The organism is Bartonella sp. SL317 (assembly GCF_059687655.1).
On sequence record NZ_CM185144.1, the window covers coordinates 469230 to 495091 of the forward strand.

The 25862-nt window shown below is 42.8% G+C and carries 28 protein-coding genes; 7 read left to right on the top strand and 21 right to left on the bottom strand.

All coding sequences use genetic code 11. The features are described from left to right. Positions 1 to 549: 549 nt before the first annotated feature. From AC6ER9_RS02215 to AC6ER9_RS02225, 3 genes are all read right to left on the bottom strand, one after another. Positions 550 to 741, bottom strand: coding sequence for a hypothetical protein (locus tag AC6ER9_RS02215; protein WP_497074802.1), 192 nt, complete (start codon positions 739 to 741; stop codon positions 550 to 552). Continuing rightward, positions 741 to 1130 carry a hypothetical protein gene (locus AC6ER9_RS02220; RefSeq protein ID WP_497074803.1) on the bottom strand — a complete coding sequence of 130 codons (390 nt, stop codon included), beginning with the start codon at positions 1128 to 1130 and terminating at the stop codon, positions 741 to 743. Before AC6ER9_RS02220 ends, AC6ER9_RS02215 begins: the two co-directional genes overlap by 1 nt. Positions 1131 to 1443: 313 nt before the next feature. Next, positions 1444 to 1761 carry an XRE family transcriptional regulator gene (locus tag AC6ER9_RS02225; RefSeq protein WP_497074804.1) on the bottom strand — a complete coding sequence of 106 codons (318 nt, stop codon included), beginning with the start codon at positions 1759 to 1761 and terminating at the stop codon, positions 1444 to 1446. Between the two features lie 434 nt (positions 1762 to 2195). Here AC6ER9_RS02225 and AC6ER9_RS02230 point away from each other — a divergent pair, with 434 nt between their 5' ends. Beyond that, entirely contained in the window at positions 2196 to 3275 is a 1080-nt protein-coding gene (locus tag AC6ER9_RS02230) for a YdaU family protein (RefSeq protein ID WP_497074805.1), read from the top strand. 223 nt (positions 3276 to 3498) lie between these two features. Here AC6ER9_RS02230 and AC6ER9_RS02235 read toward each other — a convergent pair whose 3' ends face one another. After that, positions 3499 to 3909 (bottom strand): hypothetical protein, encoded by a 411-nt coding sequence (locus AC6ER9_RS02235; RefSeq protein ID WP_497074806.1) that lies wholly within the window; start codon positions 3907 to 3909, stop codon positions 3499 to 3501. Positions 3910 to 4322: 413 nt separating this feature from the next. Between AC6ER9_RS02235 and AC6ER9_RS02240 the strand changes: the two genes are divergently transcribed. Further along, positions 4323 to 7652, top strand: coding sequence for a bifunctional DNA primase/helicase (locus tag AC6ER9_RS02240; protein ID WP_497074807.1), 3330 nt, complete (start codon positions 4323 to 4325; stop codon positions 7650 to 7652). Positions 7653 to 7669: 17 nt separating this feature from the next. Here AC6ER9_RS02240 and AC6ER9_RS02245 read toward each other — a convergent pair whose 3' ends face one another. Next, positions 7670 to 8395, bottom strand: coding sequence for a hypothetical protein (locus AC6ER9_RS02245; RefSeq protein WP_497074808.1), 726 nt, complete (start codon positions 8393 to 8395; stop codon positions 7670 to 7672). A 78-nt stretch (positions 8396 to 8473) separates the two neighbouring features. Between AC6ER9_RS02245 and AC6ER9_RS02250 the strand changes: the two genes are divergently transcribed. Further along, complete coding sequence (locus AC6ER9_RS02250; RefSeq protein ID WP_497074809.1) at positions 8474 to 8731, top strand: hypothetical protein; 258 nt, start codon at positions 8474 to 8476, stop codon at positions 8729 to 8731. Here the strand turns inward: AC6ER9_RS02250 and AC6ER9_RS02255 are convergent. The 3 genes from AC6ER9_RS02255 to AC6ER9_RS02265 form a co-directional block, all read right to left on the bottom strand. After that, positions 8716 to 9180, bottom strand: coding sequence for a hypothetical protein (locus AC6ER9_RS02255; RefSeq protein ID WP_497074810.1), 465 nt, complete (start codon positions 9178 to 9180; stop codon positions 8716 to 8718). The genes AC6ER9_RS02250 and AC6ER9_RS02255 overlap by 16 nt on opposite strands. A gap of 121 nt (positions 9181 to 9301) precedes the next feature. Next, on the bottom strand, positions 9302 to 9532 hold the full coding sequence (locus tag AC6ER9_RS02260; protein ID WP_497074811.1) for a hypothetical protein: 231 nt from the start codon (positions 9530 to 9532) through the stop codon (positions 9302 to 9304). A 227-nt stretch (positions 9533 to 9759) separates the two neighbouring features. Beyond that, a complete protein-coding gene (locus AC6ER9_RS02265) occupies positions 9760 to 9924 on the bottom strand; it encodes a hypothetical protein (RefSeq protein ID WP_497074812.1) in 165 nt (54 codons plus the stop codon). 121 nt (positions 9925 to 10045) lie between these two features. Here AC6ER9_RS02265 and AC6ER9_RS02270 point away from each other — a divergent pair, with 121 nt between their 5' ends. Then, positions 10046 to 10609 carry a hypothetical protein gene (locus AC6ER9_RS02270; protein WP_497074813.1) on the top strand — a complete coding sequence of 188 codons (564 nt, stop codon included), beginning with the start codon at positions 10046 to 10048 and terminating at the stop codon, positions 10607 to 10609. A gap of 387 nt (positions 10610 to 10996) precedes the next feature. Here the strand turns inward: AC6ER9_RS02270 and AC6ER9_RS02275 are convergent, their stop codons facing one another. The 4 genes from AC6ER9_RS02275 to AC6ER9_RS02290 form a co-directional block, all read right to left on the bottom strand. Next, complete coding sequence (locus tag AC6ER9_RS02275) at positions 10997 to 11143, bottom strand: hypothetical protein (protein ID WP_497074814.1); 147 nt, start codon at positions 11141 to 11143, stop codon at positions 10997 to 10999. A gap of 198 nt (positions 11144 to 11341) precedes the next feature. Further along, entirely contained in the window at positions 11342 to 11629 is a 288-nt protein-coding gene (locus tag AC6ER9_RS02280; protein WP_497074815.1) for a hypothetical protein, read from the bottom strand. 66 nt (positions 11630 to 11695) lie between these two features. Next, on the bottom strand, positions 11696 to 11875 hold the full coding sequence (locus tag AC6ER9_RS02285) for a hypothetical protein (RefSeq protein WP_497074816.1): 180 nt from the start codon (positions 11873 to 11875) through the stop codon (positions 11696 to 11698). Between the two features lie 101 nt (positions 11876 to 11976). Next, the gene (locus tag AC6ER9_RS02290) at positions 11977 to 12120 is read right to left on the bottom strand and encodes a hypothetical protein (protein WP_497074817.1); all 144 of its coding nucleotides are present in this window, start codon (positions 12118 to 12120) and stop codon (positions 11977 to 11979) included. Positions 12121 to 12242: 122 nt separating this feature from the next. On the opposite strand from AC6ER9_RS02290, the gene AC6ER9_RS02295 reads away from it, so the two are divergent. Next, a complete protein-coding gene (locus AC6ER9_RS02295) occupies positions 12243 to 12506 on the top strand; it encodes a hypothetical protein (protein ID WP_497074818.1) in 264 nt (87 codons plus the stop codon). An 882-nt stretch (positions 12507 to 13388) separates the two neighbouring features. On the opposite strand, the gene AC6ER9_RS02300 is transcribed toward AC6ER9_RS02295, so the two are convergent. Then, the gene (locus tag AC6ER9_RS02300) at positions 13389 to 13538 is read right to left on the bottom strand and encodes a hypothetical protein (protein WP_497074819.1); all 150 of its coding nucleotides are present in this window, start codon (positions 13536 to 13538) and stop codon (positions 13389 to 13391) included. Between the two features lie 3034 nt (positions 13539 to 16572). On the opposite strand from AC6ER9_RS02300, the gene AC6ER9_RS02305 reads away from it, so the two are divergent. After that, on the top strand, positions 16573 to 16737 hold the full coding sequence (locus tag AC6ER9_RS02305) for a hypothetical protein (protein ID WP_497074820.1): 165 nt from the start codon (positions 16573 to 16575) through the stop codon (positions 16735 to 16737). Between the two features lie 285 nt (positions 16738 to 17022). On the opposite strand, the gene AC6ER9_RS02310 is transcribed toward AC6ER9_RS02305, so the two are convergent. Together AC6ER9_RS02310 and AC6ER9_RS02315 are read right to left on the bottom strand one after the other, a co-directional pair. Then, complete coding sequence (locus AC6ER9_RS02310) at positions 17023 to 17397, bottom strand: hypothetical protein (RefSeq protein ID WP_497074821.1); 375 nt, start codon at positions 17395 to 17397, stop codon at positions 17023 to 17025. Between the two features lie 1477 nt (positions 17398 to 18874). Beyond that, the gene (locus AC6ER9_RS02315) at positions 18875 to 19057 is read right to left on the bottom strand and encodes a hypothetical protein (RefSeq protein WP_497074822.1); all 183 of its coding nucleotides are present in this window, start codon (positions 19055 to 19057) and stop codon (positions 18875 to 18877) included. A 998-nt stretch (positions 19058 to 20055) separates the two neighbouring features. Here AC6ER9_RS02315 and AC6ER9_RS02320 point away from each other — a divergent pair. Then, positions 20056 to 20394 (top strand): hypothetical protein, encoded by a 339-nt coding sequence (locus tag AC6ER9_RS02320; protein WP_497074823.1) that lies wholly within the window; start codon positions 20056 to 20058, stop codon positions 20392 to 20394. Between the two features lie 843 nt (positions 20395 to 21237). Here the strand turns inward: AC6ER9_RS02320 and AC6ER9_RS02325 are convergent. The 6 genes from AC6ER9_RS02325 to AC6ER9_RS02350 form a co-directional block, all read right to left on the bottom strand. Beyond that, positions 21238 to 22155 (bottom strand): DUF6990 domain-containing protein, encoded by a 918-nt coding sequence (locus AC6ER9_RS02325; protein WP_497074824.1) that lies wholly within the window; start codon positions 22153 to 22155, stop codon positions 21238 to 21240. A gap of 27 nt (positions 22156 to 22182) precedes the next feature. Beyond that, positions 22183 to 22410: a hypothetical protein gene (locus AC6ER9_RS02330; RefSeq protein WP_497074825.1), complete on the bottom strand. Its 228-nt coding sequence runs from the start codon at positions 22408 to 22410 to the stop codon at positions 22183 to 22185. 20 nt (positions 22411 to 22430) lie between these two features. Then, entirely contained in the window at positions 22431 to 22799 is a 369-nt protein-coding gene (locus AC6ER9_RS02335) for a hypothetical protein (RefSeq protein WP_497074826.1), read from the bottom strand. Positions 22800 to 23799: 1000 nt separating this feature from the next. Beyond that, the gene (locus AC6ER9_RS02340) at positions 23800 to 23994 is read right to left on the bottom strand and encodes a hypothetical protein (protein ID WP_497074827.1); all 195 of its coding nucleotides are present in this window, start codon (positions 23992 to 23994) and stop codon (positions 23800 to 23802) included. Between the two features lie 668 nt (positions 23995 to 24662). Then, the gene (locus AC6ER9_RS02345; protein WP_497074828.1) at positions 24663 to 25025 is read right to left on the bottom strand and encodes a hypothetical protein; all 363 of its coding nucleotides are present in this window, start codon (positions 25023 to 25025) and stop codon (positions 24663 to 24665) included. Between the two features lie 356 nt (positions 25026 to 25381). Then, positions 25382 to 25576, bottom strand: a complete 195-nt coding sequence (locus tag AC6ER9_RS02350) for a hypothetical protein (protein ID WP_497074829.1) — start codon at positions 25574 to 25576, stop codon at positions 25382 to 25384. Positions 25577 to 25862: the final 286 nt, after the last annotated feature.

Sequence of the window (25862 nt, forward strand, 5' to 3'; positions counted from 1 at the left end):
TTCTCGACAATTCATGAAAAGACATCGTTTTCTTGTTGCCTGTTTATTCCCATGCCAACCCTATTGGTGGTGTGCAAAAAACAGAAGTTTGATGACTTTAATAGGAGAGCGTTTGTGGTGAGAAAACTATAGTCGGGATTCTCATTTAACATGCAAAATAACATGCAAAAAAATGAATATCTTTGATAAATCAATATATTATCTTATAAAAACATGCCCTCCTTTCCCTAAAATGTGCCGCTCTTACCCTTTCAAGCACCCCATTTCTTCTATACAAGCTCCCCCTCTTTTTCCTATCAGATCCTCCGGCTTCAAAAACGCCCCCACGAAACACCCTCTGCAAAACGGCACCCCTACAAAAACAGCGCCCCCCAATGAACGAAAGCACAAACAAGCATCATTGCTGCCCTAATGCAAAAAAAACACTTAAAGCTCTCAACGTTTCTCTCACCTTGCTTGCGCAACGTATTCCATCAACGCGTCCGTTAACCTATCCGTCAATTTATCGATCATGGGGGGCGCTTTTTTCATTCTGTTCTTGTCCGTCTCCTATTGGACGACGGAAAAATCATAGCAGCAATATTCTTCCTCCAAGTTTTTTGCCATATCCTCCGCCGCCTCTTGCGATATAAAAAAGACAGCATTTTGTTTTTGTGGCTCGAGTTTGATTAAATTGCGAATATTTCCAGCATAATACAGTGTAATGCCTCGATAAGAAGTCTGAAGATAACTTAGCATCATTACCACCAATAATCGGCCAAGACATCACAGGGACGTAAACGATGCTGTTTTTCATAAGAGCCATAAAGATTATCTTCATAATCGCGCGCAGCTCTTTCATATAAACACACATGATAGGCTTCACTATTCAAAATGAACGGCTGCAATTGTGTATTTTCTTCACTGATTTCGTAATTTTCGGTATAAAAATCCGCGATTTGTTCGCTCACGTCTTCAGAATGATTTGTTGTAAGATCAAGTCGCAAAATTTTATAAACAGTTTCAGATTCATCAATCAGTTCGAGTACTTCTTCAATTTCATCGATGGGTCCTTCATAGGTATCAGGCTTTTCATCTTCGCAGAGAATGATAACGATTTCATCCTCTTTAATGAATGGAATATTTTTCATAATTTTCCCCCTTTAGATCGTTAATAAAACGTAGCTTTGTCTTGACAAGGCCAAATATAGCGTTAGTCTTATATCCTCTATAGGAGAGATGTCAATCATTTTATCCTTCATAAAAGACATATTTTAAATTTTTGCGGGGCTCCAATGACATATGTCAACAAAAATTTATTGTTCTCAACGCCCCTCATGTTCTTTTGTTGTTCTCTATTTGTTCTTACTCGATTGCAATTATAAACACACAGGAGAGATAAAATGAATGATATACGCTTAATAGAATACTGGAATCGTCTTGATTCAAAAGCACAGAAAGAACTTATTTTGAAGCTTCGTCAACGGGTCGCCGCAAAAGAGTTAAAATTGCCTGCCTCTCCTGCGGAGAGAGTTTTGAAATAAGCTCTATAAATTCTTTATCTTCAGGACTAGCGTCCTTATCGTAAAGAATATAATTCATACTGATATTAATTTCGTGACAAATTCGCGAAAGAGATTCGATTGTTGGTTCTTTTCCTTCAGAAAGAATAGAATGAAGGTACCCAGCGCCTTTACCGGCAGCAAGGGAGATAGATCTTTTTGACCGTCCACTTTTTTGCACGGCGGTCTTTAGTCTTTGACGCCAACCATCAATATTCATGATTTCACCATATAGCGCGTCTTTAAAAAAAAACACGTCCTTTTTATAAAACGGGCTTGCAATATCCTCTAAAAAGGATAAAATTAAGGAAACAAATTTTATTTTTTAGAGGGGATTTTTTTATTTTTGGATCATAAAGGCACCTTAACCACCCAACAGAGTGCAAAAAACTATCTCGAAAAGCTGACATATTGAGCCCTAAAGCTGACATATTGAAAATATGTTTTTTTCTTTATTTTTTTCATGACCGCACTCTCAATTCCATGACCACACGCTCAAATTGTAAGTTTGCATAGCCTTTCAACACACACACGCATTTATAAACGTCATCAAGAAATCTCCATCATTAAACAGAGCCACACACAAGTTCATTTTCTGTTTGCGCTATTATCATCAATGAAATGCGTATAAGAAAGAAGAAAGTAGATTACCGTATGAAACACGCTCATCAACAAGAAACTCCTCATTATGAATCGTCTAGACTTCCTTATGTTTGTTGGTATCAAAATGATTTTCTAGGGGGTGTTCGTGGCATGCGTGCACACGAGATTGGAATTTATACGATTCTTCTCAATGAAATGTATGCACGGGGTCGTCCTCTAGAGATATCGGAGGAACGTTTAGCGCGTCTTTGCGGTTGTGACAAGCGAACTTTTGTTAATGTTTTAAAAATGCTGATTGAAGAGGGAAAGATTTTAAATTTAACCAATGGCTTATGGAACCAGCGTTGCGAAAATGTTTTTCAAGAGCGCGAAAAATTGCTTGAGCAAAAATCCTTTGCGGGGCGTTCTTCGGCTAAAAAGCGCAAGAAAATCAATGCTGAGATACAACAAGTGCTGAACGAGCGGACAAAAGATGTTTCACAAAGCTCAGAAGCTCAAAAGGCAGAAGAAAAGAAAACACCTATCGGTGTTTTAGAAAAGCAAGTTTTATTTTCTAAATTAGACCCTGGTCTTTCCTGCGAAGAGAGTCTTGAACAAAGCCAAACCTCTTCGGCTTTTTTTTCGCCTCCATCAACGGAACACTCTCCAGAAGAAAGCGAGCAAAACACCGGTTTTCTCAAGGCTCCCCAAGCAAAAGCTCTTCACAGCGCTCCTACGCCATTGGCTGCTCTTACCCCCACTGTTGCTGCGGAAAAAACTAAAAAAAACACCTCTCGCTCTTCTTCCAAGTCAGCTTGTTCCAACACGCCCCCCAGCGTCTCAACAGCCCTTGTGAAAGGACACCGGCTTCCCAAAACTTGGCAAGCAGACATCGAGGCGGCTGTTTTGGAAGGTTTAAGTGAAAGCCAAGCCCATTGGCAAGCCAAAAAGTTTCGCGACTATTGGCAAGCCAAGAGCGGTAAAGAAGCGCTTAAAGTAGATTGGCAAGCCACATGGCGCAACTGGTTTCGCCGTGAGATCGAACGGCTAGAACAGCAAAAACAGGCAAGCGTCTCACAAAATCCTTCTGAAGAAAACGAAAACCTTTACCGCAGTCTGATCAACTATAGCGACGATAGCAACGATGATTGACATCACACGGGTTGACACCACACGAACAATTTCAAACAAAGGCGGGGGCATAAATGTTTCAAAACCACAAAAAAAACCATTTCAAGCCAAACCACATCCAACCAAACCACACTGAACAAAACAACAGAGATACAAACACCCCTGCACGCAGCCACAGCCAAAGGCTTTTTTCAGTCTGCTTTCACCACAACAGCGCGCACCCCACACGCCTCATCTTTACTTCTCAAAGGAACAGAACACCCGAAAACCGCTCCACCCTCTCCTTCACACGCACGCCATGCCCCACCGCCGCCCTCATACAAGGGCACTGCTTTCCCAGCAGGCACACCAAGATCAAAGCAACCGCTTTGGAAACCTCCAATAAAGAACAAACCTCAACACCCGAAAACCGCTCCACCCTCTTCACACACACACCATGCCCCACTGCCGCCCTCATACAAGGGCACTGCTTTCCCAGCCGGCACACCAAGATCAAAGCAACCGTTTTGGAAAGCTCCAACAAAGAACAAACCTCAACACCCGTACGCTGCTCCACCCTCTTCACACACACACCATGCTCTACCGCCGCCCTCATACAAGGGCACTGCTTTCCCAGCCGGCAAGCAGACATCCAAGCAGCTGTTGTAAAAGACATGCATATCCCTTCAGCCAAGAAGTTTTACGACGATTGGCACGTTCTTTTCGCTTCAAAGCACGCATTTTTTTGCTGCATACAACCAACATTTCAAAGCAGCAAAATGCCCATTCTTTTCACACGAGGGGAAAAACCTATAGGCAACACCGCACCCCACAAAATACGGAAAACATCCCAGTATGCCCCGTATGTCTTATCTACATCAAAGGACAACGCCTCAGCACATACCAGCTGCCAACACAAACCTCTTACTTGAAGAACCCCACCTTCCTAGAAACTTGGCAAGCCCAAGAGTGGAGCTTTTCAAAAAGATAAGCCAAACGCCATAGCACAACAAATTTCGCCATCTGATCTCATGGCGAGAACAGCAAGAACAATCCTTTCGAGAAAAACGAATAAGATCACCAATGACCATGAGTACAATTTTTGAAATCAAACAAAAACTTACCACCCAAGCAGAAAGGATCGCAGAAATGCTTCTACCCCAAGGGCATAAACGCGGCAACCATTGGATTGTTGGCAACACACGCGGTGAGCCCGGTCAAAGTTTATCGATTTGCTTAAGCGGCAGTAAAGCAGGGCTTTGGTATGATTTTGCCGAAAGTATTGGAGGCGATCTTTTAGACCTTTGGTGTGAAGTCAAAGGCATGAACCTTTCTCAAGTATTAGAAGAAGCACGCGCAACGCTTAATCTGACACGCCCCAAACCCTTTATGGCGCCCCAACGTTCCTACCGCCGTCCACCGGTTCCTCAAGGACGCTCTCCACAAACCCTCGTCAAAAACTATCTCCACAAAGAACGCCATATCCCTCTAGAGGTGATAAAACGTTACCGCATAGGAGAAGACGGCGAAAAAATTATTTTCCCCTTTTATAAACCCGATGGTACCCTTGCTTTAGTCAAAGAACGGTTGGCTCAAGCAGGCGCCAAAACAAAACCTACAGCAGCGCAATGTGAACCGATTTTATTTGGTTGGCAAGCCCTTTATCCCATCCCACGCACCTCTGAGCCCGCAGCCACAAACCACACCGGCACGCACGCACCCCAGCCCACAGCCGCAGCCCACACCACCACGCACGCCCCCCAACCCGCAGCCGCAAACCACACCGGCACACACGCCCCCCAACCCGCAGCCGCAAACCACACCGGCACACACGCCCCCCAACCCGCAGCCGCAAACCACACCGGCACACACACCCCCCAGCCCGCAGCCACAAACCACACCGGCACACACACCCCCCAGCCCACAGCCACAACCCACACCGGCACGCACGCCCCCCAACCCGCAGCCACAGCCCACACCGGCACACACGCCCCCCAACCCGCAGCCACAGCCCACACCGGCACACACGCCCCCCAACCCGCAGCCGCAGACCACACCACCACGCACGCCCCCCAACCCGCAGCCGCAGCCCACGCCGGCACGCACACCCCCCAACCCGCAGCCACAGCCCACACCGGCACACACACCCCCCAACCCACAGCCGCAGCCCACACCACCACGCACGCCCCCCAACCCACAGCCGCAACCCACACCACCCCGCACAGCTCTCAACCCGCAGCCGCAACCCACACCGGCACACGCACCTCTGAGCCTACAGCCACAACCCACACCACCACGCACACCTCTCAGCCCGCGACTACAACCCACACCGGCACACACGCCCCCCAACCCACAGCCGCAACCCACACCGACACACACCCCCCCCAACCCACAACCGCAACCCACACCGGCACACGCACCCCCCAACTCGCAGCCGCAACCCACACCGGCACACGCACCCCCCAACTCGCAGCCACAACCCACACCGGCACACACGCCTCTCAACCCGCAGCCACAGCCCACACCGGCACACACACCCCCCAACCCACAGCCGCAGCCCACGTCGGCACGCACACCCCCCAACCCGCAGCCACAACCCACACCGGCACACACGCCCCCCAACCCACAGCCACAACCCACACCGGCACACACGCCCCCCAACCCACAGCCACAACCCACACCACCCAGCACAGCTCTCAACCCGCTCCCACAGACCACACCGGCACGCACACCCCCCAACCCGCAGCCACAGCCCACACCGGCACACGCACCTCTCAACCCACAACCGCAACCCACACCACCACGCACACCTCTGAGCCCACAGCCGCAACCCACACCACCACGCACACCTCTGAGCCCACAGCCGCAACCCACGCCACCACGCACACCCCCCAACCCACAGCCGCAACGCACACCTCTCAGCCCGCGACTACAACCCACACCGGCACGCACGCACCCCAACCCGCATCCGCAGACCACACCACCCCACGCACCTCTCAACCCACAGCCCACACCGACACACACACCCCCCAACCCGCAGCCACAACCCACACCGGCACACACGCCCCCCAACCCACAGCCACAACCCACACCACCCAGCACAGCTCTCAACCCGCTCCCACAGACCACACCGGCACGCACGTACCCCAACCCACAGACCACACCACCACGCAGGTACCCAAAAATCACACGACGTTTCCCACGCTTTCTTCCAAAAACCGGACAATTGTCATCACGGAAGGGGAAATTGATGCGCTATCGCTTGCGGCCTATGGCTATCCAGCAGTCTCACTTCCCTTTGGCGGTGGAAAGGGCGGCAAACACAATTGGATTGAAAATGAATTTGATCATTTAGAAGCTTTTGAAACCATTTTTTTAGCCACCGATATGGACCAACCTGGAGAAGAAGCCGCCCGTGAAATTGCCAGCAGACTTGGGCGTCACCGTTGCTACCGTGTGCGTTTGCCTCTCAAAGATGCTAATGAGTGTTTAACCGAAGGGATTGATGCAGCCACCATAAAAGCAGCTTTTGCTTCTGCTCAATGCTTTGCACCAGAAGGCTTACGGCGCGCCTCAGACTATAAAGATCAAGTCATTGGGCTTTTTTGGCCAGAGCCTGAAAAACATGTTGGCTATACGGTTCCCTATCCTAAACTTAAAGGAAAACTCCATTTTCGCCCAGCAGAATTAACGCTATGGAGTGGCGCCAGTGGTGCCGGCAAAAGCCAATTGTTATCCGACTGTATTCCCCATTGGATTGCGCAAAACAGTCGTCTTTGCTTAGCCTCTCTAGAAATGAAAGGAGAACAATCACTCCGGCGTTTAACCAAACAAACGGGCGGCTTAGAAAAACCGACAAAAGAGACCATTGAACGCATTTTGCATTTTTTAGATGAGGGGCTTATCCTTTATGAACATGTTGGCAAATCAAATGTTGAGACCCTGCTGGATGTCTTTGACTATTGTCGTGCGCGCTATGGATGCGATCAATTTATTATCGACAGTCTCATGCGGCTTGGCATTGCCTCTGATGATTATGCCAACCAAGAACAAGCGGTTTATAAAATGGTTGATTGGGCTGTTTTAAACAATGTGCATATTCATCTTGTCGCTCACGCCCGTAAAGGGGGGCTGGATAAAGATATCCCTGGAACAGAAGATATTAAAGGCGCCTCAGAAATTGGTGCCAATGCTTTTAACATTATCACCATTTGGCGCAATCGATCTTTAGAAGATAAAATTTTTGCTGCCTCTCTAGCACAAGAAAAAGCCGATTTAGTCAAACGTCCCGGTGTCATTATGAATATTGCCAAACAACGTTCTGGCGATTTTGAAGGCAAAGTAGGTCTGTGGTTTGACCCCCAAACCTATCGCTATCGCTGTTCTTTTGAACAATCCTTACCCCGCCAATATCTTTAACGCGCCCCCCCACGCTCTTAAAGCCCTACCACTTTTTTAAAAGACGCCGCCGCATGACGAAATGCAGACTTCACTGTCTGATTAATAAAAAGAAAAAGAGGCACAAAAATGCAGGTCAAGACATCCCTATTCGAGAACCAAAGCCAGTCAAATCCCAGATGCTCTGCTCCCAGAGAAACAAAGAACAAGATCAATCCCATAATGCAGCCAAGCAGGAGTAAATCCAAAAGCCACAACACCCCAACCGTATCGCCATGCGCGCGTATAAAGAACCTCAAGAGCAGTTTTAACGCTACAGCACAAACCAACACCGTCAAGAATATCCCCCTGATGCTATCCATATCTCTGACACCCACCGCAAAAAGCCACAGGATACCCCCTATCAAGCAACAAAACACCACCGCCTTCACAAACTCAGCCCAAGCCACAGGCAGACTTTTTACACCCAAATGCATCACACCCAAAACAGCGGCAAACATGCAAGAAAACACCACCCCCTTCAACAATAACGCCCCGCTCACAGCGCCGCTTCTAACATCTGCGGAAATATCCCCACACACAAAAGCAAAACCCTCCGCAAATGCAAAACCAAGATAAAGAGCAATGACGCCATAAAAGACCACCCATCTCCAAAAAGGCAGCCATCCTCTCACCCCGCAACGCGCGGCAGCCTTATAAAGAAAAGCCAAGCCAACAACCAAAATGCAGACCAACAACAGCAAAAACAACCCATTAAGTGACATCAACGCACGCCCCCATCAAGTCATACAAAATCATACAAAATCGCACTCATACAAAACCACACAAGGAACCCCTCCACAATGCAAGCCCCTTCTCTTCAAGATCCAAGGACAATTTCAGCCATATCTCATTACCCCCCATATACCATTCGTCCCCATATTCCCTTTACCCCCATGCTCCATTTACCCCCCTCCAGCCATTTACAAATGCTGAAAACACGACTCTATACAGACAAGCCCCAACATTTGCTCCTTATCATACCAAAATGTTTGGGCTGCGACAAAAGCACAGATGAGGCAAAAGGCGACAATGAAGCCAACAGCTATTCTTTTCCATAACAACACCTGAGGAACAACCGAACGCTTCCCCCCACATAAAGAAAATCAAACCAAGTCACCCCAAGGCGCTTTGCAAGGATAGCAGCAAAACCCCCAGCAAAACCAAAGACAAGCCCCAAAAGGACACTAAACACCCCCTTATTGGAAAACCAAAGCCAAGACAAACCAACACGCTCAGCTTGCTTATAAATAAACTGAGAGACAAGGGCCAAAATGAAGCCAAACAACGCCATTTTGAAGAACTGCCCCTTCGTTACCCCACGCCGCCGCAGTACTTCATAACCCACCATAAGGAGAATGCCGGACGTCCCATAAAATGCCAAAGCCCGTAAAAAGACGCCCCACGTCATCCCAAGATCCTGCATTTGCACATAAACAGCCCCACAGACAGCAAGCACAATGCAGAAAAACACCCATCTTCTAAAGACAAAAACGCCGCGCACCATCATGCCACTCCCCCATCAAGTCATACCGCCATCACACCACTGTCTCATCAAATTATTCCCCCATCAAGTCATGCAAAGGAAAAACCACCATGCAACAAAACACCCTGCTTTTCAAGATTCAAATCTATTCAAGATCCATGGGGAAGGCCCCCCACACGAGCGCCCCCCCAGACACCCCAGACACCCCAAGACACCCCAAGACACCCCAGACGACAAAACCGTACCCTCCACAGTACACATCCCCCCACGCACCACACACACACATGCCACACCACGCGTGCTCTGCGCACACACCACCCCGCACCCCGCTCCGCACACGGTGCCACAAAGCAGCAGAAGCCCCGCATGCCCCCACCAGCCCCCTCATCAACACCGCTCTTACTCCTTCAAAACGCAAAATGCCAACCTCTCCACACCTGCCTCATCAGCCCGCAATTCCCTTTACACACAAACCGCACGCACGAAACCCGCACCCACACACGCCCCCCACACGCTCCACGCACCGTACACCACCCCGCTCCACACACACGCCACAAAGCAGCAGAAGCCCAACATGCTCACATCATCCCCCCTTAGACCCTTTCAAAACGCAAAATACCAACCTCTCCACACCTGCCCCATCAGCCCGCAATTCCCTTTACACACAAACCGCACGCACGAAACCCGCACCCACACACGCCCCCCACGCACCGCACCCACACCGCGCTCCACACACGGTGCAACAAACAGCGCTAAAAAACCGTGCACGCTCCCCCCTGCGCCATGCCACAGCGAAATCTCTCTTCTTTATCCAAATTTATCCAAAGAGCAGGCAACGTTTTTTTAAACGAAAATTTTAAACGAAAACGATCATTTTGAAGGAGATGCTATGAACTCTCAAGAGAAAAAAAACACACACCTTATTGATGCACCAGAGAAAGGAAAGAATATGGGTCATCTAAAAACACAAGAAATCCCCTTTAAGACAAGTAATCCTTATTTTCAATCCAATCATCCAGAAAGCTCCAGCAACCCGCGTACGATCAAAGTCCTTGTCAATGCAAAAAACCACCCCATTGCGCTTTTATATGCAAAAGGACATATTAATCTGGCCCAATATAAAGCGGCAGAACGTTTTTATTTTTACTGGCGTCACAGTCAGGCAGATCTCCACATGAGCCTTGACTATACTCGTGAAAAGGTTTCTTGTAGCCAAGGTGCCACCCACCCTATTGAACGTCAAATAGAATCCTCTAATCATTTAAAAACCCTCAAAGGACAACTGGGTATTCTTGGCTATTCACTGCTTGAGCGGGTTATTGGCTATGGCCAAGCGATTAAAGAATTAAGTTCTTCAAAACGCAAACAAAACTCTCTTGCCGATCATTTACGCGATTGTTTAGACTTACTCGCCTTTCATTGGGGCTATACAAACCGCAAACCTTTTGAATAATCTTGCCATCCAAGGCAACATTCATATGTTGCCCACCCCTTGAAAGAAAAACGCACACAAACACAAAACACCCCCGATACTCCAGCAGGGCGCGCCCTTCCAGCCCCCCCTTCAAAGGAATGCAGAAGACACAAAAGCCCATCGCGCCACTGTCCCTTAAAATCATTCCCCCTTCACACTATTCGAAGAAAATAGCATCCTTCTTTTCAAAAATAAAACAACACAAATACCCCCCCCACAACACACACGCCCCGCACGCGCCGCACACCACACGCAACACCGCGCACTCCACCACCCCCTCCATACACAGTGCCACAAAGCAGCAGAAGCTCCGCATGCTCATATCACCCCCCCTTAGACCCTTTCAAAACGCAAAATACCAAACCTTCAACACCTGCGCGCACCCCACAGCTCCCCGCGCTCTCCACACACGCCAGCCCCACGCACCACATACACCACACCCACACCGCGCTCCACACACGGTGCAACAAACAGCGCTAAACAACCGTGCACACTCCCCCTGCGCCATGCCACAGCGAAATCTCTCTTCTTTACCCAAGGAACAAAAAACATTTTCAGCAGGAAATTTTTTAAAAACCAAACCCATCGTTACCTAGAATGCCATTTTCAAAATATGAAAGCCCCTAATAATCCCACATCACACCAACATGCCTTACGATCCGCCCGCCAAGAAAAAACAGTAACCCAAGAAAACAGTCGCAATGCCTTCCTTCAAGCCCCCAACAGAAACCTGCGCTTCAACCAAATGCCAACATGTCTTGAATACCCCGCACGCCCCGCAAACACGCCAAACCCACGCACCGCACACGGCCCCCGCACACCACACGCAACACCGCGCATCCTTTCCACACCCACACCGCGCTCCACACACGGTGCAACAAAAAGCGCTAAAAAACCATTCACGCTCCCCTCACGCGCCATGCCACAGCGAAATCTCTCTTCTTTATCCAAGGAACAGACAACATTTTCAGTAGGAAATTTTTTAAAAACCAAACCCATCGTTACCTAGAATGCCATTTTCAAAATATGAAAGCCCCTAATAATCCCACATCACACCAACATGCCTTACGATCCGCCCCCCAAGAAAAAACAGTAACCCAAGAAAACAGCCGCAATGCCTTCCTTCAAGCCCCCAACAGAAACCTGCGCTTCAATCAAATGCCAACATGTCTTGAATACCCCGCACGCCCCGCAAACACGCCAAACCGCACGCACTCCACCACCCCCTCCATACACACGCCACAAAGCAGCAGAAGCCCAACATGCTCACATCATCCCCCCTTAGACCCTTTCAAAACACAAAATGCCAACCTCTCCATACCTGCCCCATCAGCCCGCAGTTCCCTTTACACACAAACCGCACGCACGAAACACGCACCCACACACGCCCCCCACGACCACGCACCACATCCACACCCCGCGTTCCGCACACCACACGCAACACCGCGCTCCACACACGGTGCAACAAAAAGCGCTAAAAAACCATTCACGCTCCCCCCTGCGCCATGCCACAGCGAAATCTCTCTTCGTTATCCAAGGAACAGACAACATTTTCAGTAGGAAATTTTTTAAAAACCAAACCCATCGTTACCTAGAATGCCATTTTCAAAATATGAAAGCCCCTAATAATCCCACATCACACCAACACGCCTTACGATCCGCCCTCCAAGAAAAAACAGTAACCCAAGAAAACAGCCGCAATGCCTTCCTTCAAGCCCCCAACAGAAACCTGCGCTTCAATCAAATGCCAACATGTCTTGAATACCCCGCACGCGCCGCAAACATGCCAGCCCCACACCGCGCACTCCACCACCCCGCTCCACACACGCGCCACAAAGCAGCAGAAGCCCAACATGCTCACATCATCCCCCCTTAGACCCTTTCAAAACACAAAATGCCAACTTTTCCACACCTGCCCCATCAGCCTGCAGTTCCCTTTACACACAAACCGCACGCACGAAACCCGCACCCACACACGCCCCCCGCGCACCACACACCACCCCGCTCCACACACACACCACAAAGCAGCAGAAGCCCAACATGCTCATATCACCCCCCTCAGACCCTTTCAAAACACAAAATGCCAACCTCTCCATACCTGCCCCATCAGCCAGCAGTTCCCTTTACATACGAACCACAATACGAAACCCGCACCCACACACGCCCCCCACGCACCACACACCACCCCGCTCCACACACACACCACAAAGCAGCAGAAGCCCAACATGCTCACATCACCCCCCCTAAACCTCTTTCAAAACGCAAAATGCCAACCTTTCCATACCTGCCCCATCAGCCAGCAGTTCCCTTTACACACAAACCGCACGCACAAAACCCGCACCCACACACGCCCCCCACGACCACGCACCACATCCACACCCCGCGTTCCGCACACCACACACCCACACCGCGCACTCCACCACCCCCTCCATACACAGTGCCACAAAGCAGCAGAAGCCCAACATGCTCACATCACCCCCCCTAAACCTCTTTCAAAACGCAAAATGCCAACCTCTCCACACCTGCCCCATCAGCCTGCAATTCCCTTTACACACAAACCGCACGCACGAAACCCGCACCCACACACGCCCCCCCACGCTCCGCACACCACACGCAACACCGCGCACTCCACCACCCCCTCCATACACAGTGCCACAAAGCAGCAGAAGCTCCGCATGCTCATATCACCCCCCTTAGACCCTTTCAAAACGCAAAATGCCAACCTTTCCACACCTGCCCCATCAGCCTGCAATTCCCTTTACACACAAACCGCACGCACGAAACCCGCACCCACACACGCCATAAAGCAGCAGAAGCCCAACATGCCCCCACCAGCCCCCTCAGACCCTTTCAAAACGCAAAATTCCAACCTCTCCACACCTGCCCCAGCCCCCCACGACACCATCATTAATTTAACAGCCTTAGAATGCAACGAAAAACCTTGGCATTTCTCGATGATTCATGAAAAGAAATACCTCATCTTCTATCGTTTTTAGCCACAAACTCATCTCGCTTATGACGTGAGCAAATGATTTTGATTGATACAGCATGAGAGAGATTCGAAATGAAGAAATCTCACGGAACTCAAGGTTCTCATTCACGTTAAATAACACTAAATTATCTTTATAAATCAATATGATAAAAAATATTTACGCAGAATTCATAAAACCTTACGCTTGACTTGCACTTTAAAGACATGCTCTAAAAAAAAACGCAGCCCTTTATCCCAACAATCCCATCGAAACATCCCCACCTCCCCCCACACACAACCACCCCATAGCTTCCTCCATCGTCTTCTCTTTTCATGAAGCAAGCAAATTTTTTAAACAAATCTATCATTATCTGGAGCATTCACGCTCAAAACATCAGATCCTAAAGATCGCTAATCATACGAACACGCTTTACGATACCCACCAAATCACCCAAGGAAAACAGCCCCAATACCCCCCACCTTCCTTCAAGCCCTCAACAGAAACCTGCACTATGCGGCTTCAACCAAGTGCTCACACGCCTTGAACACCGCGTGAAAATCCAAGAGAGCTCTCTTCCATCCCCATCACACCTTTTAAAAAAACGCAGCTTCACAAAACCCTTATACTCAATATGCGCATGCCCTAAAAAACAAAGCCTCTACCCTCATGCTCGTCTATCGCTACGAGAGGGAGCTATTTGTTGGTTTTTTTAAAGTCACTATGCTTACCATGCATCATAATATCTTTAAAGACTAAATTGACATTGAGTTTCAAAATTAACATTCAATAAAAAAGAGCTATTTTAAAAGTTTTAGGGCCCAAATAATAAGTTCTTTTATAAAAGTTATTATTTATAGTGTTCTCTTTTTAATTCTCTGCTCACTCTGAAGCGATCGTTTTTTAAAGATGAGTTTGCGTATTGAATACGATTTTTTAAATTCATACTTTTGGGTATTGTTTTTACACCCCAATGTTGGAAATTCTCATAAGTTAGTGCCTGTTACAGAAGCCTGTTATTTGTAACAGAAAACTTTTTTAAAAGACGATATTATCTTTCCCCTTCTGTGTTCTATTCTTCCACAAGTCCTGCCTGCAAAATAAAGCCCTGCCTGCAAAATAAACGACTCTTTTGTCAAATTGACGTATCTCCCATCTTTCAAGGAGAAAGATTTTTAACCTAATCTGGTTTGCAAACAGTCTGAATTATTATCCCTCTTGGGCTTTCCACCCTCTCTTTACGTTTCACATATGGAATTTATCTAAAACTTAAAGCGCAATAAGCAATCTTTAAAAATATTCATCATGCTTTTTTTTAAAAAAACACTTCAACCTACCATATCAAGAAGGCTTCCTTTATTCTCCTCGCAAATAAGAGAGCTTTACTTGTTTTACGACACAATAAAATAACAAACATTTTTTTCTTTATCGTATAAGATCAACAAAACATTATCTCATGACAATGAATGGATTGAGGCGTTTTTGGGAGATGAATTGGTGCGTTTTTTTCATCTTAAAATGAAAGCCACAACGTTCTTAAGGCTTTCCTCATTTTACATCTGTTTTATGTTGAATTCATCGGTATTATATCTTTTGCCCATCAACACGCAAAAGCGGTGCGTAAAATAAAACACTTCCAAGATAAAAAATTAAAATGCCTCTTTCAACACAGTTCAAATGCTAAAGACCGTCATCATATTGAACACTGGACAGCAAGTATATAATAATGACAGCCTTATTCCTTGAAGCACTTATAGCGTGATACTCTCCACAAACCGCCCCCACAAATATAGTGTGCATCAAGTATACATTTAAAACATTCTGTTTGACCTAAAAAATATATTCAACAACGCCCCTTCATAAAAAGCCTCAATAAAAAACGAAAGCGTAAAGCCCCAAACCTAAAGAAAATGTATACTTTCCATTCTTTAAAAATATGTCAACCAACAAAGCGAATAAAGAAAGAAAAACTAGAGTAAGACTCGTAGCTCTTTATATTCGCTCTTTATATTCAAGTATTTTCTTCCCGCTTAAATAAACCCAAAATATAAGCACCCCATCCCTATCCCTTGCTCGCTTCCTGCTCTAAGAAAATAAAAATGGATACAGTTTATGATATTATCTTATGACGTTGTGAAGCAGCATTCTTTGAGTTTATGCATCCCCTTGAGAAAAGCTGCAATATTAAAGCCTCCAATATTAAAACTATTGAAATCAATAAAATATTAACCCAATACCTTTAGCTAAGACAAAAAGCCAAACGGGATTAAAATACTTCATAAATCTCGTATAATCGAAAAAATCAAAAAAAGGGCACATAAATATCCAAATTTTCATGGAATCGTCAGTCTTCTTACGAAGAGATCGATTAATGAGTCTTTTTCTATAAATATCTCAATCATTGAGAAAACAAAGTGAGTATCTGTAACAAATGCACCAACCGATCAGAATAAAATAAAAAAATACATCTCTTAGGCTCTTTCTATTTTTATAGGATATGCCTTTATTGAGGATGCACGCAAAGCCTCAAATGCGTGCACCCTCTCCCTCGGGATAGCTCTAACCTCATATCAGATGTACCCAACCTTATAGAGGATGCACGCAAACCCTCAAATGCATGCACCCCTCCCATCAAGGGATTTATGCAACTTTCATCACATCTATAGTATAATTTTAACGAACCCTCATTTTTATAAATCTCTAATCAATGGTCAAAAAAATTGCTGACAATTTTTTTGTCATCCATCTTACGAAATTTCACTTCTCGACAGAGCTTTCAAATTTTTTTCAAACACTCACAAACGAGAATTTGAAAGAACTTATTAAGGCAACTAGGGGTAAATTTTGTCAATTTATAGGCAAAGTTTATTCTTTTTTATGATTTTTGTATTTTTACTATAGTCATTTAAAGTGGATTTATATATGATATGTATTGATATTTATTCATAGAAATAAATATAGGAGAAAGAAACTATGAATATCAGTTATTTTTTTATAGCTGGGGCCATTACAAGTGGTTTATCCCTTGCGATTCAAAAGTCTGATGGTATAGTCAATCGAAAGCCCTCTCCTATTGTTGCTCCTTATAATATTGAAAAAACGAATTTACAATTTTTAACAATTAATGAGCCGATCTAATAGATTGAATATACTGACAATAACAAATATAACTTCATCAAAACGAGCAAAGATAGCTTATGTATATGAAAAAATAAAAAATTTATTAAATAGCATCGCTATTTTTAAATTAGCGGATGCTATATTTTTTGCAAACGGTTTATGAAGGAATACAAAGTGTTTTTAATATAAAAATTACATACATTTTGTATATAATAAAAAGTTAAATAAAAAACAAAGGCCATATTTAAAAATGGCTTTTTTATTTAATTTTATTAACAATAATTCTTTCCAGCAATGATGATGTTAACCTGCTCTTCTTTTTGTTTGCCTGATTCTTTTTTGCTTGCGTTCTTTTGACCAAATGGCAAAGTCTTTTCTTAAATTTATCATGCGTTTTTTCATGGTTTGATCGACCAACCATTTCCATAGCTTAACTTCACCGATATAATTAAAAAGGCACCAAGAAGCTGATAGGGATTTATTGGAAATAGAATAAAGGGACTTGCGCTTTGACGAAGAAAATTTTGTTTTAAGTACTTTGTTCAGCGTTCTTCTTTTAGACGAAAAGCAATTTGAAAGGAGTGCTTCAATATCAGCGGCATTTATATTTCTAATAGGCATGAATATATTTAATATCTGCGCTTTTAATAAAAAATATTTAATTTTACAGCGCAACATAGAGTGATCTGTTTTTTGATTTAAGAAGCAACGGATATTCAAGGATTAAAAAAGAAATTTCCAAAATCACCGTATGATGTTTATCGTGTAAATTTAAATAAGTATGGAGCATACAGTCTTAACAAAGAAGGTTATATTACACGTGCCACTGCAATAGACGAGTAGTACCAAAATAATAGTGGAGACTTTAAATTTACAAGGGTATAAAACTGTTACTGCCGCATTCACTAAGATAAATAATTTTAATTTAAATGATCATCTAGGTACTGTTCTATAAACAGCTGTTTACTTTTATTTAGAAGATGATCGTGTGTTGTTTGTTATTGCCTTTACTGTTTTAAGAAACTTTTTTTGATATCGTATCTAAATTTGCCTCCCCCCTAGTCGTAATGGTGGGTTGTCGTAATGGTGGGTTAAAACTGTCAATAAAAACCGCTAAAATGAATAACAAAACATACTCTATCGTGAAAATTCACAGAGGCGGGAACGATAATGATTAAATAAGACACCAAACTCTTTGATAAAACAAAGGGTTGTAAATAGGAGATAATTAAATAGGGGATTATTAACATTGGGTTCAAGACAATGTCAAAAAACGACTTAACAAAATTAAAACAACATATTAAGTACGCAAATTCTCATCTTAACACTACCCATGGTATAAAAAACGGAGGCTTTTTAACCAAGCACGTCCGTTACGATTAAGAATGTAGAGAAAATGAGCAAAGAATTTTAAAAAAATGCACGCGAAAAAGAGATTTAAGCAAAAAAAGAAAACTTTTTAGTCTCTGAAAATTATTGAAATGATAAAATCTCTTATAGAGCTGATAAAATCGCTTATAGAGCTATGCATTAAAATGCATATCCTGAAAATAAGAGCCAATTTCAAAACTTTAAATCATATATAACAAAATTAAAAAATTTTCTCTCTATTGAGACAAATTCAAATAAAGCAATTCTAGATAACAAATTTTATAACACAAAGGGTATGATTATGAAATAACATGATTAAAAGAGACAATTTAAAAATTTGCCCCATTAAAAAGATCTGTTCACATATCATTAGCGAATATCACAGACAAAATATTCTTTAAATTATTTGCAAGAGACGGATAGAGTTAATCTTCCAAAACTAGGGAAGTGGATAAAATAAAGAGAATACTATGATGTCATCGTATTTATAGGCTAATGACTAGGTATTTATAGGCTAATGACTAGAGACTTTTATCTCATATTTTCTCTAGGTATGAGTAACAAGAGTATATAGAAGTAGTTTTCAGCAACACTTTAAAGACGAAAGAACAGCCAATTGAAACATAAAAGCCCATGCAACATGAAACAACACGAAACATTATTGATGAATAGAGTGTCGTCCTCATAAAACAAATGAGTAAAACAGTAAAAATACGCAATGCCCCCTTTGTTGGAAAGTAAATTCGTTAGGCATGCACTTGGTTATATTTTTATAGCAATAACTTCACTCAAAATCATTTTTACTCAAAACATCTCCACCAACAATCACTTTTCCAGCCAAAACTCCAAGCCAAACTCCAAGCCAAACTCCAAGCCAAACTCCAAGCCAAAACTCCAAGCCAAAGTCCAAGCCAAAACTCCAAGCCAAAGTCCAAGCCAAAACCCCAAGCCAAAACCCCAGCAACACTCCTAACAACAACCCCCAGAACAGTAAACCTAAGGCTCTAAAGCTTTGAAGAGGGAATTAAAAAAAGAGAAAAAGTTTTCATCTTTTTTGCTGTTATAGAGGCTTGCTCAGCTTATCGTATAGCGATCTTAAATATTAAAGAGACAAAAATCGATGATAGCCAATACGAAAAGCAATCGATATAGGATGACAACACAAGTTATCCTCGTTCCCTCTATTTTCTCATAAAATATTTCCCCTTCAAAGGACATACCCCATTCTTAAAGGTTGATTTATTAAAAGGTATATTTCTTTTTAATTTGTTTAAATATTTATTAAAGTTTTCTCGTTTTTTTTCATTTTGCGGATATGCATTAAATCGACAAGCTTTATGAAATCCCATTTCCATTAAAGTTGTAAACACGAAGTGCAAAGTTTTCTTTTTTGGTTTAAAGTTTTTTTAATTGGCTCTCTTTTTCGCATGCATTTTTTAAAAAATTCCCTGCTCATTTTCGAAATATTCTTAATAGTAACGGACATGCTTGGTTAAAAAGCCTCCGTTTTTTATACCATGGGTAGTGTTAAAATGAGAATTTGCGTACTTGATATGTTGTTTTAATATTGTTAAGTCGTTTTTTGATATTCTTGTATACCCAATGTAATGTAAAAGACCCCTATTAACCCCTCTATTTATAACAGAGGGATTGTTTTATTTTCGTTATCATGCATTCCCACGAATTCTTTTTAAACTTTCAGAGATATTTCGCTCTTAAATCCCCTTTACCAACGGCACAAACCAAGAAATTTACTGAGTATTGTTTTTATCGTCCCTTTCTGTATGATAGGATATATAGGAACTTTAAATCTTTTCTCATACATCCGATAAAACAAAATTTTAAATACCAGAATACTTTATACACAAAGTGTATTTTTTATGAAAAGTATTTTTACTATAGCAATTTAAATAAATTTAATACATAATCCTCACTGGTCTTTAACTAATAACACAGGAGAAAGAAATGAATATAAAATATCTTTCAATAATAAGTATTATTGCTCTGTGCTTAAATATTTTTATGTGTGAATTTGGTTATACATTTGAGGGTAAGGATTCTATAATCCATAATTATACAGCCAATAATGAGAAACAGCTCTCTGAAACAATAAAGTCTGGTGATAAATTGTTAAATTTAACAAGTGCTGATACTCAAGATAAAGTAGCATTTTTCAAGTTATTTCCTAACGATGAAGACTACACAATACACTTCTGTAAGAATGATATTAGAATAATTACTGATTCCCTCCCTAAAGATAAGCTCAGTGAAGTTCTTAAAGATTGTCAAACAGACCTAACTTAAGGAAAATATATTAATAACAAAGAGTGAACGGAATGATCTTAACTTCATTCTGATATATTGTAAAAATGTTTTTTCATAAATCATTGAGAAATATTAAAGGGGGGGGGGACACAACACTTCAAGGCTAACGAATATAATGATGATGCTTGCTCCTGATCAAGCACAAAGATGACGCTGTTCAATATTCTCTACTCAAAAGAACAAAATTTCTTAACCTGTGGTCACTTCTGTAAAAAAATCTCGTTTTTCCTAAAGCATTTTTGCCTATTGCGCGCTTTAATCATCACGCTGAGATAATATTTTCATGCGCTTTATGGCCAAAACAACTCTATAGACAAATCGTGCCCGCAAATATTCATCACACACTTTTACAAAAAACATTAGAATGTATAAAATATCATCCCATCTAAAATATATGGTATTTTACCAAGTTCATCATGATGTATTAAGTATGTATTTTTTTATTCAGTAGAATAACGTCTCATCTCTAGAGGACTTTTTTCACATCAACAGAGCGTTTCTTCTAAAAAAAGAATAGACTGAACAAAAAGGGACAGATTGACCATCCCTTAACCTTGTCTCCTTATCTCCTTACCTCTTTATCTTGAGATAACACATTATTTTCAGCTTATTTTTAATAACATGCTGTTTTTATTTATTTTTTCAAGACATTTATTATGTAAGCCCTTTATTATACTTGTATTGTGCATTATGCTTTTATGATGCTTTGGTGTAAAAGCCTCTCAATCATGAGGCTTATGCTTTTTTTAACAAGCCTTACCTTCTTTTCACAACAATGCTTATTTTTTTAATAAGAGAGATTTTCTTCAACAAGTGCGTGAATTAATCAATTTTTATATCCATAAATGCAGGCTCACCATCTTTGATATAGGTAATATCAGGCGCATATTTTATCCCCTCTGCTTCTATGACGATTGGTTCATCACTGACAACATATCCTTGTTTTCTTAATTCTTGTTTTTTCTCCTCGACTATTTTTTTATGAAACGCTCGTTTTTTATGACATAAATTAAGATCGACCGCTCTAAAAAGTTGATAGCCATTCACTTCTATGGAAAAGATCTTTGCCACCTGTTCCAGCAGATCATAACTGAATTTTCCTGCCTTTTTCACCTCTTGAGCCATCACCATCGCGCGTTCCAAATGGACTTTTTCAATGGTTTCATCAAAGTCAAGCATCTTGCCTACCGAAAAACTTTCATCATAAGAAGCTAACGTCTCCACATCCCCCAGCAAGGCAAGAGCAGCAAGATGCAGCAAAGCATAAGGAGCAAACTCAGCGTTACCCTCAGACCACACTAAAGAATCTTTTTCCCAAGGTGGAATGCTATATTGAGAACGAAACATTTCATGCAAACAATCACCTTCCATTGCCCATTTTAAAGTTTTGTCCAGTTCTTTCTTGAAACGCTGGGCACGCACTTTTTCTTCAAAAATTTCTAATCCATTGGGCACAAAATTCATAAATACCATTGGTAAAACACCAGAATTATGAGGATTAATCGTCCAACAAGCCGCGGCAAAAATACCACTCATCACGACAAGTCCACGATCAAAGGGGGAAAATTCTTCGATGTGTTTCTCGTTATAGAGAAACTGCACTTCGCGATCCGGCAAAAAGAGTATGGCCACATGATCGCCTTTTTGCATCAATTCCACGGACCACCCCAAGCTTTTTAACAGCGCTGTTGCACTTTCCATCGTAAGAATTTCATCATCATTAACCAAGGGTTCTTTCATCTCCGTACTGCCTTTTTCCTTTTGTTGTCAACGCTTCTCGAGCACCTCAGCTTCATCTTTCCAAAACTGCTGCCTTGCCAGATCATTTTCGTAAAGCACTCGTTCCAGCGCACCTTTCACTTGGGAATTCATTTTCATCCGTTTAAAGACAGAGGCATAAAAAGCCAAAACCAGCATGATAATGATCAGGAAAACCGCAACCATCACCCAAAACTCTAGATCTAAGAAAAGTACGGCGATAGGATTGCTGTTCATTCTTCCCCCTTACCTTTTTATTAAAGCCCATGCGACATAGCGTTTATGTACTCTCGCATACGGATTGCTTCTTCTAGTTTCTGAATATTTTGTTGCAATTCATTCGTCAGGTTGCGACGTACTGGAAATATAAACGGAATAAAAAGAATGGCACCGACCATTATGATTAATGTTGTCCTAAACAGAACGAAATGCACGGCATATTGCCACCCTGTCAGCTGCCAATTTAAAACATCTGGTATTTCTAGAATCATTCTCCACATGATAATAAGAACAGCAAGAGCGAAAATAACGATATAATCCTTTGCTGAAAGCAACGCTTGCTGCAACGAAAAAGAATGTGCTGCTTGATGTGTTTCTTGCTCTGATGCCCAATTTTGTTCCTTCATTTTTCCCCTCTTAACTCTTTGACAAAGCCCGCATACTAGAGAGCTTATAAGCTCTCATACAGAAATTACTTTTTCTCGTTTTTGAATCTTTTTTTCAGTTTACGTCATAATGATAATGCGCGCCCCCCTCAATATCACCGGAATCAAGAAAAGTGCACAGACGGTTTATGGTTTTTGTCATTATAAAAATCATCATATTCTTTTTGTATCTGCCCCCTCTTGCCTTCCTCACACCTCAAATAAAAAAGACTTTCAAACCGCGTTAATCTATTGGCAATAGTCACAATTTCGCTTTTTTTCAAGCAGATTTCTTGACATCCTCGCCTTCTATAGAATTTACTTCCAAGCTTCGAGCAACAAGGCGTCTTAAAATACGAAGAAAACACCCTAAAGATTCTGTCTCCATATCCCCACATTGAAGCGGTCTTGAAAGCACGACAAGCGACGACTTCAAGAAGATAAAAACCTCAGAAGCCAAAGAGCTTCAAACAATCCCAAACGGCTCTCATTTACCTTCTTTACATTTCAAACGATAACGTCCAGTCAAAAGATGAAATCAAACACCAAGTTCTTCCTCTAGGCTCTAGAGGCTCTCAATTCCACGCTCTAGATCTCACATGGCTTTAATCCATAACAGTCCACAATTTTGCTGTTTTCCCCCAAATGCCTACCTTTTTTCCCACCTTTGAGAACAATATTTTAGAGCAAACCATAAAGCCCCCCAACATCTCAGAGATAAAATGTTATAAAGAGCAATCCCCATAGATGCTTATTGCCCCCATGATAAACCATTCGTTCCTTGCTTATGACTTCTCACACACGGTATCTTGTTTTTTTCACCAAGATTTTTAGTTCTTTTCTTAAACAGCAATATTTTCTTACCTGCTTAAAGACACCATAATAAAGTTCCAAAATCATCATGGGAACAACAGCAAACCACATCACCACGAAAACAAATATTAAGACAAGAAGCTCGTCTACTTTTATTTTCACGCCCTTTTTATAGCGATCTTTTTGGTGCGTGGTTATTGCACCCCGTTGCTGATTGATTTTGTTCAATTGGCGCGTATTTTTGACCAATAAATGCCAAAATATGATACAGAATATCACCATAATAGGGATCAAAACCAAAACACACACGGTAATAATTTTCCAGAACGCACACACGAAAGAGAAAAAGAAGGTATCCTGCCATCCTATCAACTTCCCTTTTTCCAAGGAGGAGAGAAAAAAAATTCTGTTCCACAACTCAATAAAGAGTGAAAGAAAACAAATGACAAAATATTCTCGCACAGAAAAATATTCTTTTTCAAAAAAAGAGCGTAGTCCGTTATAAAATGCTGATTTTTTCCCCTTCATGACTCTTGCCTACACGACAAGCGCTTTTCTTTTCTCATCCCCGCTCTTTTTAAGGACCACTCTTTTTCAGCAGCACGAAAAGTGCGATGCATAGCTCTTGCCTTGTTTTCGCGTAAACCACCCCGCTTAAAAAAAACACACTCTTACATGCCAAATGATCAAGAGCACCCTCCTTATCACAAACGACCATAGGCTTATTCCCCCCTCTTTGCCTAACGCAACCCTTTGCGCGTTCTTTGTCACGCAAACTGCTAAACATGAGCTTTTTCCCTCACGGCGTTTTCCCCTCACGATTACGATTCAAGCGCTTTGTTCGGCTTTTGTCTCACATGTTTCAATTCTCGTTTTACGCAACAATACAGTCTCACGCGCTTGAAAACAAAATAATAAAATTCTAAAATGAGCATAATAATCCCCGCTGTAAAAGACAGTGTCAATAAAACGATAAAGCAAAGGAAGGCTATAAAAAAAGGGCTTATTTGTTCTCTATCGTCCTTTGACCGATTATTTTGTCGGCCCGTTATTCTCCCCCGTTATTTGACCCCGTTGCCGTAGAATCTCATCCAACTGCTGAATCTGTTTTTTTAACAAATGCGTTAAGATGAGATAAAGCCCCCCTAACACAGGCATCAAGACCAACACACAAACCATGATGACTTCACGCAGTATAAAAAGTGCCAACAAAGTGCTATCTTGAGCTGCGGTCAACGGCCACTTGAATTTCAAGGGGATCAAAAGACTCGCATGACAAATTTCAATAAGCAGGGATATAAGACCAATAATAAGATGATCTTTATAAGAAAGGAATGACTCTTCAAGAACAAAAGAGCACAGTTCTTGATCCCTCGTTGAATTTTTCCCCTTCATTGGTTCTGCCTTTTACACAACTGTTTATTGCTCCTTTTATGAAAACAGGCATAATCTTTAAAATCCATTATCCCAAAACCCGTTATTCATTGTCATCAAAAAAAACGCTCCATAAATACAATCATTATCCATATCTGTAATCCCCTTCCAAGCACTGTTTTTTAAAAAACATCTCCCAAAATACGCTCGCCTCTTTTGCAAAGTCGCGCATGAAAAAGAATATAATCCCCCACCTGATGAATAGGCAGCCCCCTCTATAAAATCTATCACGCTTACGGCTTTAATCATTTAATAAAATATGTCAGCCACCACCCTTCCATATGCCTCAGCGAACAAACCTTGCCTTCACGACAAACCTACACGCATGGCCACAAACACCCTCTCCGCACCACCACAGATAACCTCACCCCTAAAGACGCGCCTATACGGGCTTCCTCTGCGGTATCCGCCCCACCCACGAAGCGCCCTTCCGCATCGCCACAGCCCCCCGTATCCACCTCCCTATGCACCCCCCTATCCGCATTGCCACAGACAGCCATACCTGCCTTCACCGATAAGCCTCACCACCACCACGAAAACAACCTTTTGGAAATATTCATGAAAAGATATTCTTGTTCCATTTATTCTTTCCTCAAAAATTTTCCCCTAACCCTGCTTCATAAAAGGCAAGAAAGGGATTGAGGCACTCTAAAAAGATTTGCAATAAAAAATCTTAAAAACACACTTATTCAAACGAATAATCTTGCGCCCACCTACAGCCAACCTCACCCCGTGCTCCTATCACCCCAGCCGAATAAAGCTCGTTCTTTTTCTGCTGTTTTTTAATGCAGTTTTACG

Coding starts and splice junctions, on each gene's coding strand:
- AC6ER9_RS02215 (WP_497074802.1), bottom strand. CDS start 741: ATGATGCTAAGTTATCTTCAGACTTCTTATCGAGGCATTACACTGTAT.
- AC6ER9_RS02220 (WP_497074803.1), bottom strand. CDS start 1,130: ATGAAAAATATTCCATTCATTAAAGAGGATGAAATCGTTATCATTCTC.
- AC6ER9_RS02225 (WP_497074804.1), bottom strand. CDS start 1,761: ATGAATATTGATGGTTGGCGTCAAAGACTAAAGACCGCCGTGCAAAAA.
- AC6ER9_RS02230 (WP_497074805.1), top strand. CDS start 2,196: ATGAAACACGCTCATCAACAAGAAACTCCTCATTATGAATCGTCTAGA.
- AC6ER9_RS02235 (WP_497074806.1), bottom strand. CDS start 3,909: ATGTCTTTTACAACAGCTGCTTGGATGTCTGCTTGCCGGCTGGGAAAG.
- AC6ER9_RS02240 (WP_497074807.1), top strand. CDS start 4,323: ATGAGTACAATTTTTGAAATCAAACAAAAACTTACCACCCAAGCAGAA.
- AC6ER9_RS02245 (WP_497074808.1), bottom strand. CDS start 8,395: ATGTCACTTAATGGGTTGTTTTTGCTGTTGTTGGTCTGCATTTTGGTT.
- AC6ER9_RS02250 (WP_497074809.1), top strand. CDS start 8,474: ATGCAAGCCCCTTCTCTTCAAGATCCAAGGACAATTTCAGCCATATCT.
- AC6ER9_RS02255 (WP_497074810.1), bottom strand. CDS start 9,180: ATGATGGTGCGCGGCGTTTTTGTCTTTAGAAGATGGGTGTTTTTCTGC.
- AC6ER9_RS02270 (WP_497074813.1), top strand. CDS start 10,046: ATGAACTCTCAAGAGAAAAAAAACACACACCTTATTGATGCACCAGAG.
- AC6ER9_RS02280 (WP_497074815.1), bottom strand. CDS start 11,629: ATGGGTTTGGTTTTTAAAAAATTTCCTACTGAAAATGTTGTCTGTTCC.
- AC6ER9_RS02295 (WP_497074818.1), top strand. CDS start 12,243: ATGAAAGCCCCTAATAATCCCACATCACACCAACACGCCTTACGATCC.
- AC6ER9_RS02300 (WP_497074819.1), bottom strand. CDS start 13,538: ATGATGGTGTCGTGGGGGGCTGGGGCAGGTGTGGAGAGGTTGGAATTT.
- AC6ER9_RS02305 (WP_497074820.1), top strand. CDS start 16,573: ATGAATATCAGTTATTTTTTTATAGCTGGGGCCATTACAAGTGGTTTA.
- AC6ER9_RS02310 (WP_497074821.1), bottom strand. CDS start 17,397: ATGTTGCGCTGTAAAATTAAATATTTTTTATTAAAAGCGCAGATATTA.
- AC6ER9_RS02320 (WP_497074823.1), top strand. CDS start 20,056: ATGAATATAAAATATCTTTCAATAATAAGTATTATTGCTCTGTGCTTA.
- AC6ER9_RS02325 (WP_497074824.1), bottom strand. CDS start 22,155: ATGAAAGAACCCTTGGTTAATGATGATGAAATTCTTACGATGGAAAGT.
- AC6ER9_RS02330 (WP_497074825.1), bottom strand. CDS start 22,410: ATGAACAGCAATCCTATCGCCGTACTTTTCTTAGATCTAGAGTTTTGG.
- AC6ER9_RS02335 (WP_497074826.1), bottom strand. CDS start 22,799: ATGAAGGAACAAAATTGGGCATCAGAGCAAGAAACACATCAAGCAGCA.
- AC6ER9_RS02340 (WP_497074827.1), bottom strand. CDS start 23,994: ATGGCAGGATACCTTCTTTTTCTCTTTCGTGTGTGCGTTCTGGAAAAT.
- AC6ER9_RS02345 (WP_497074828.1), bottom strand. CDS start 25,025: ATGAAGGGGAAAAATTCAACGAGGGATCAAGAACTGTGCTCTTTTGTT.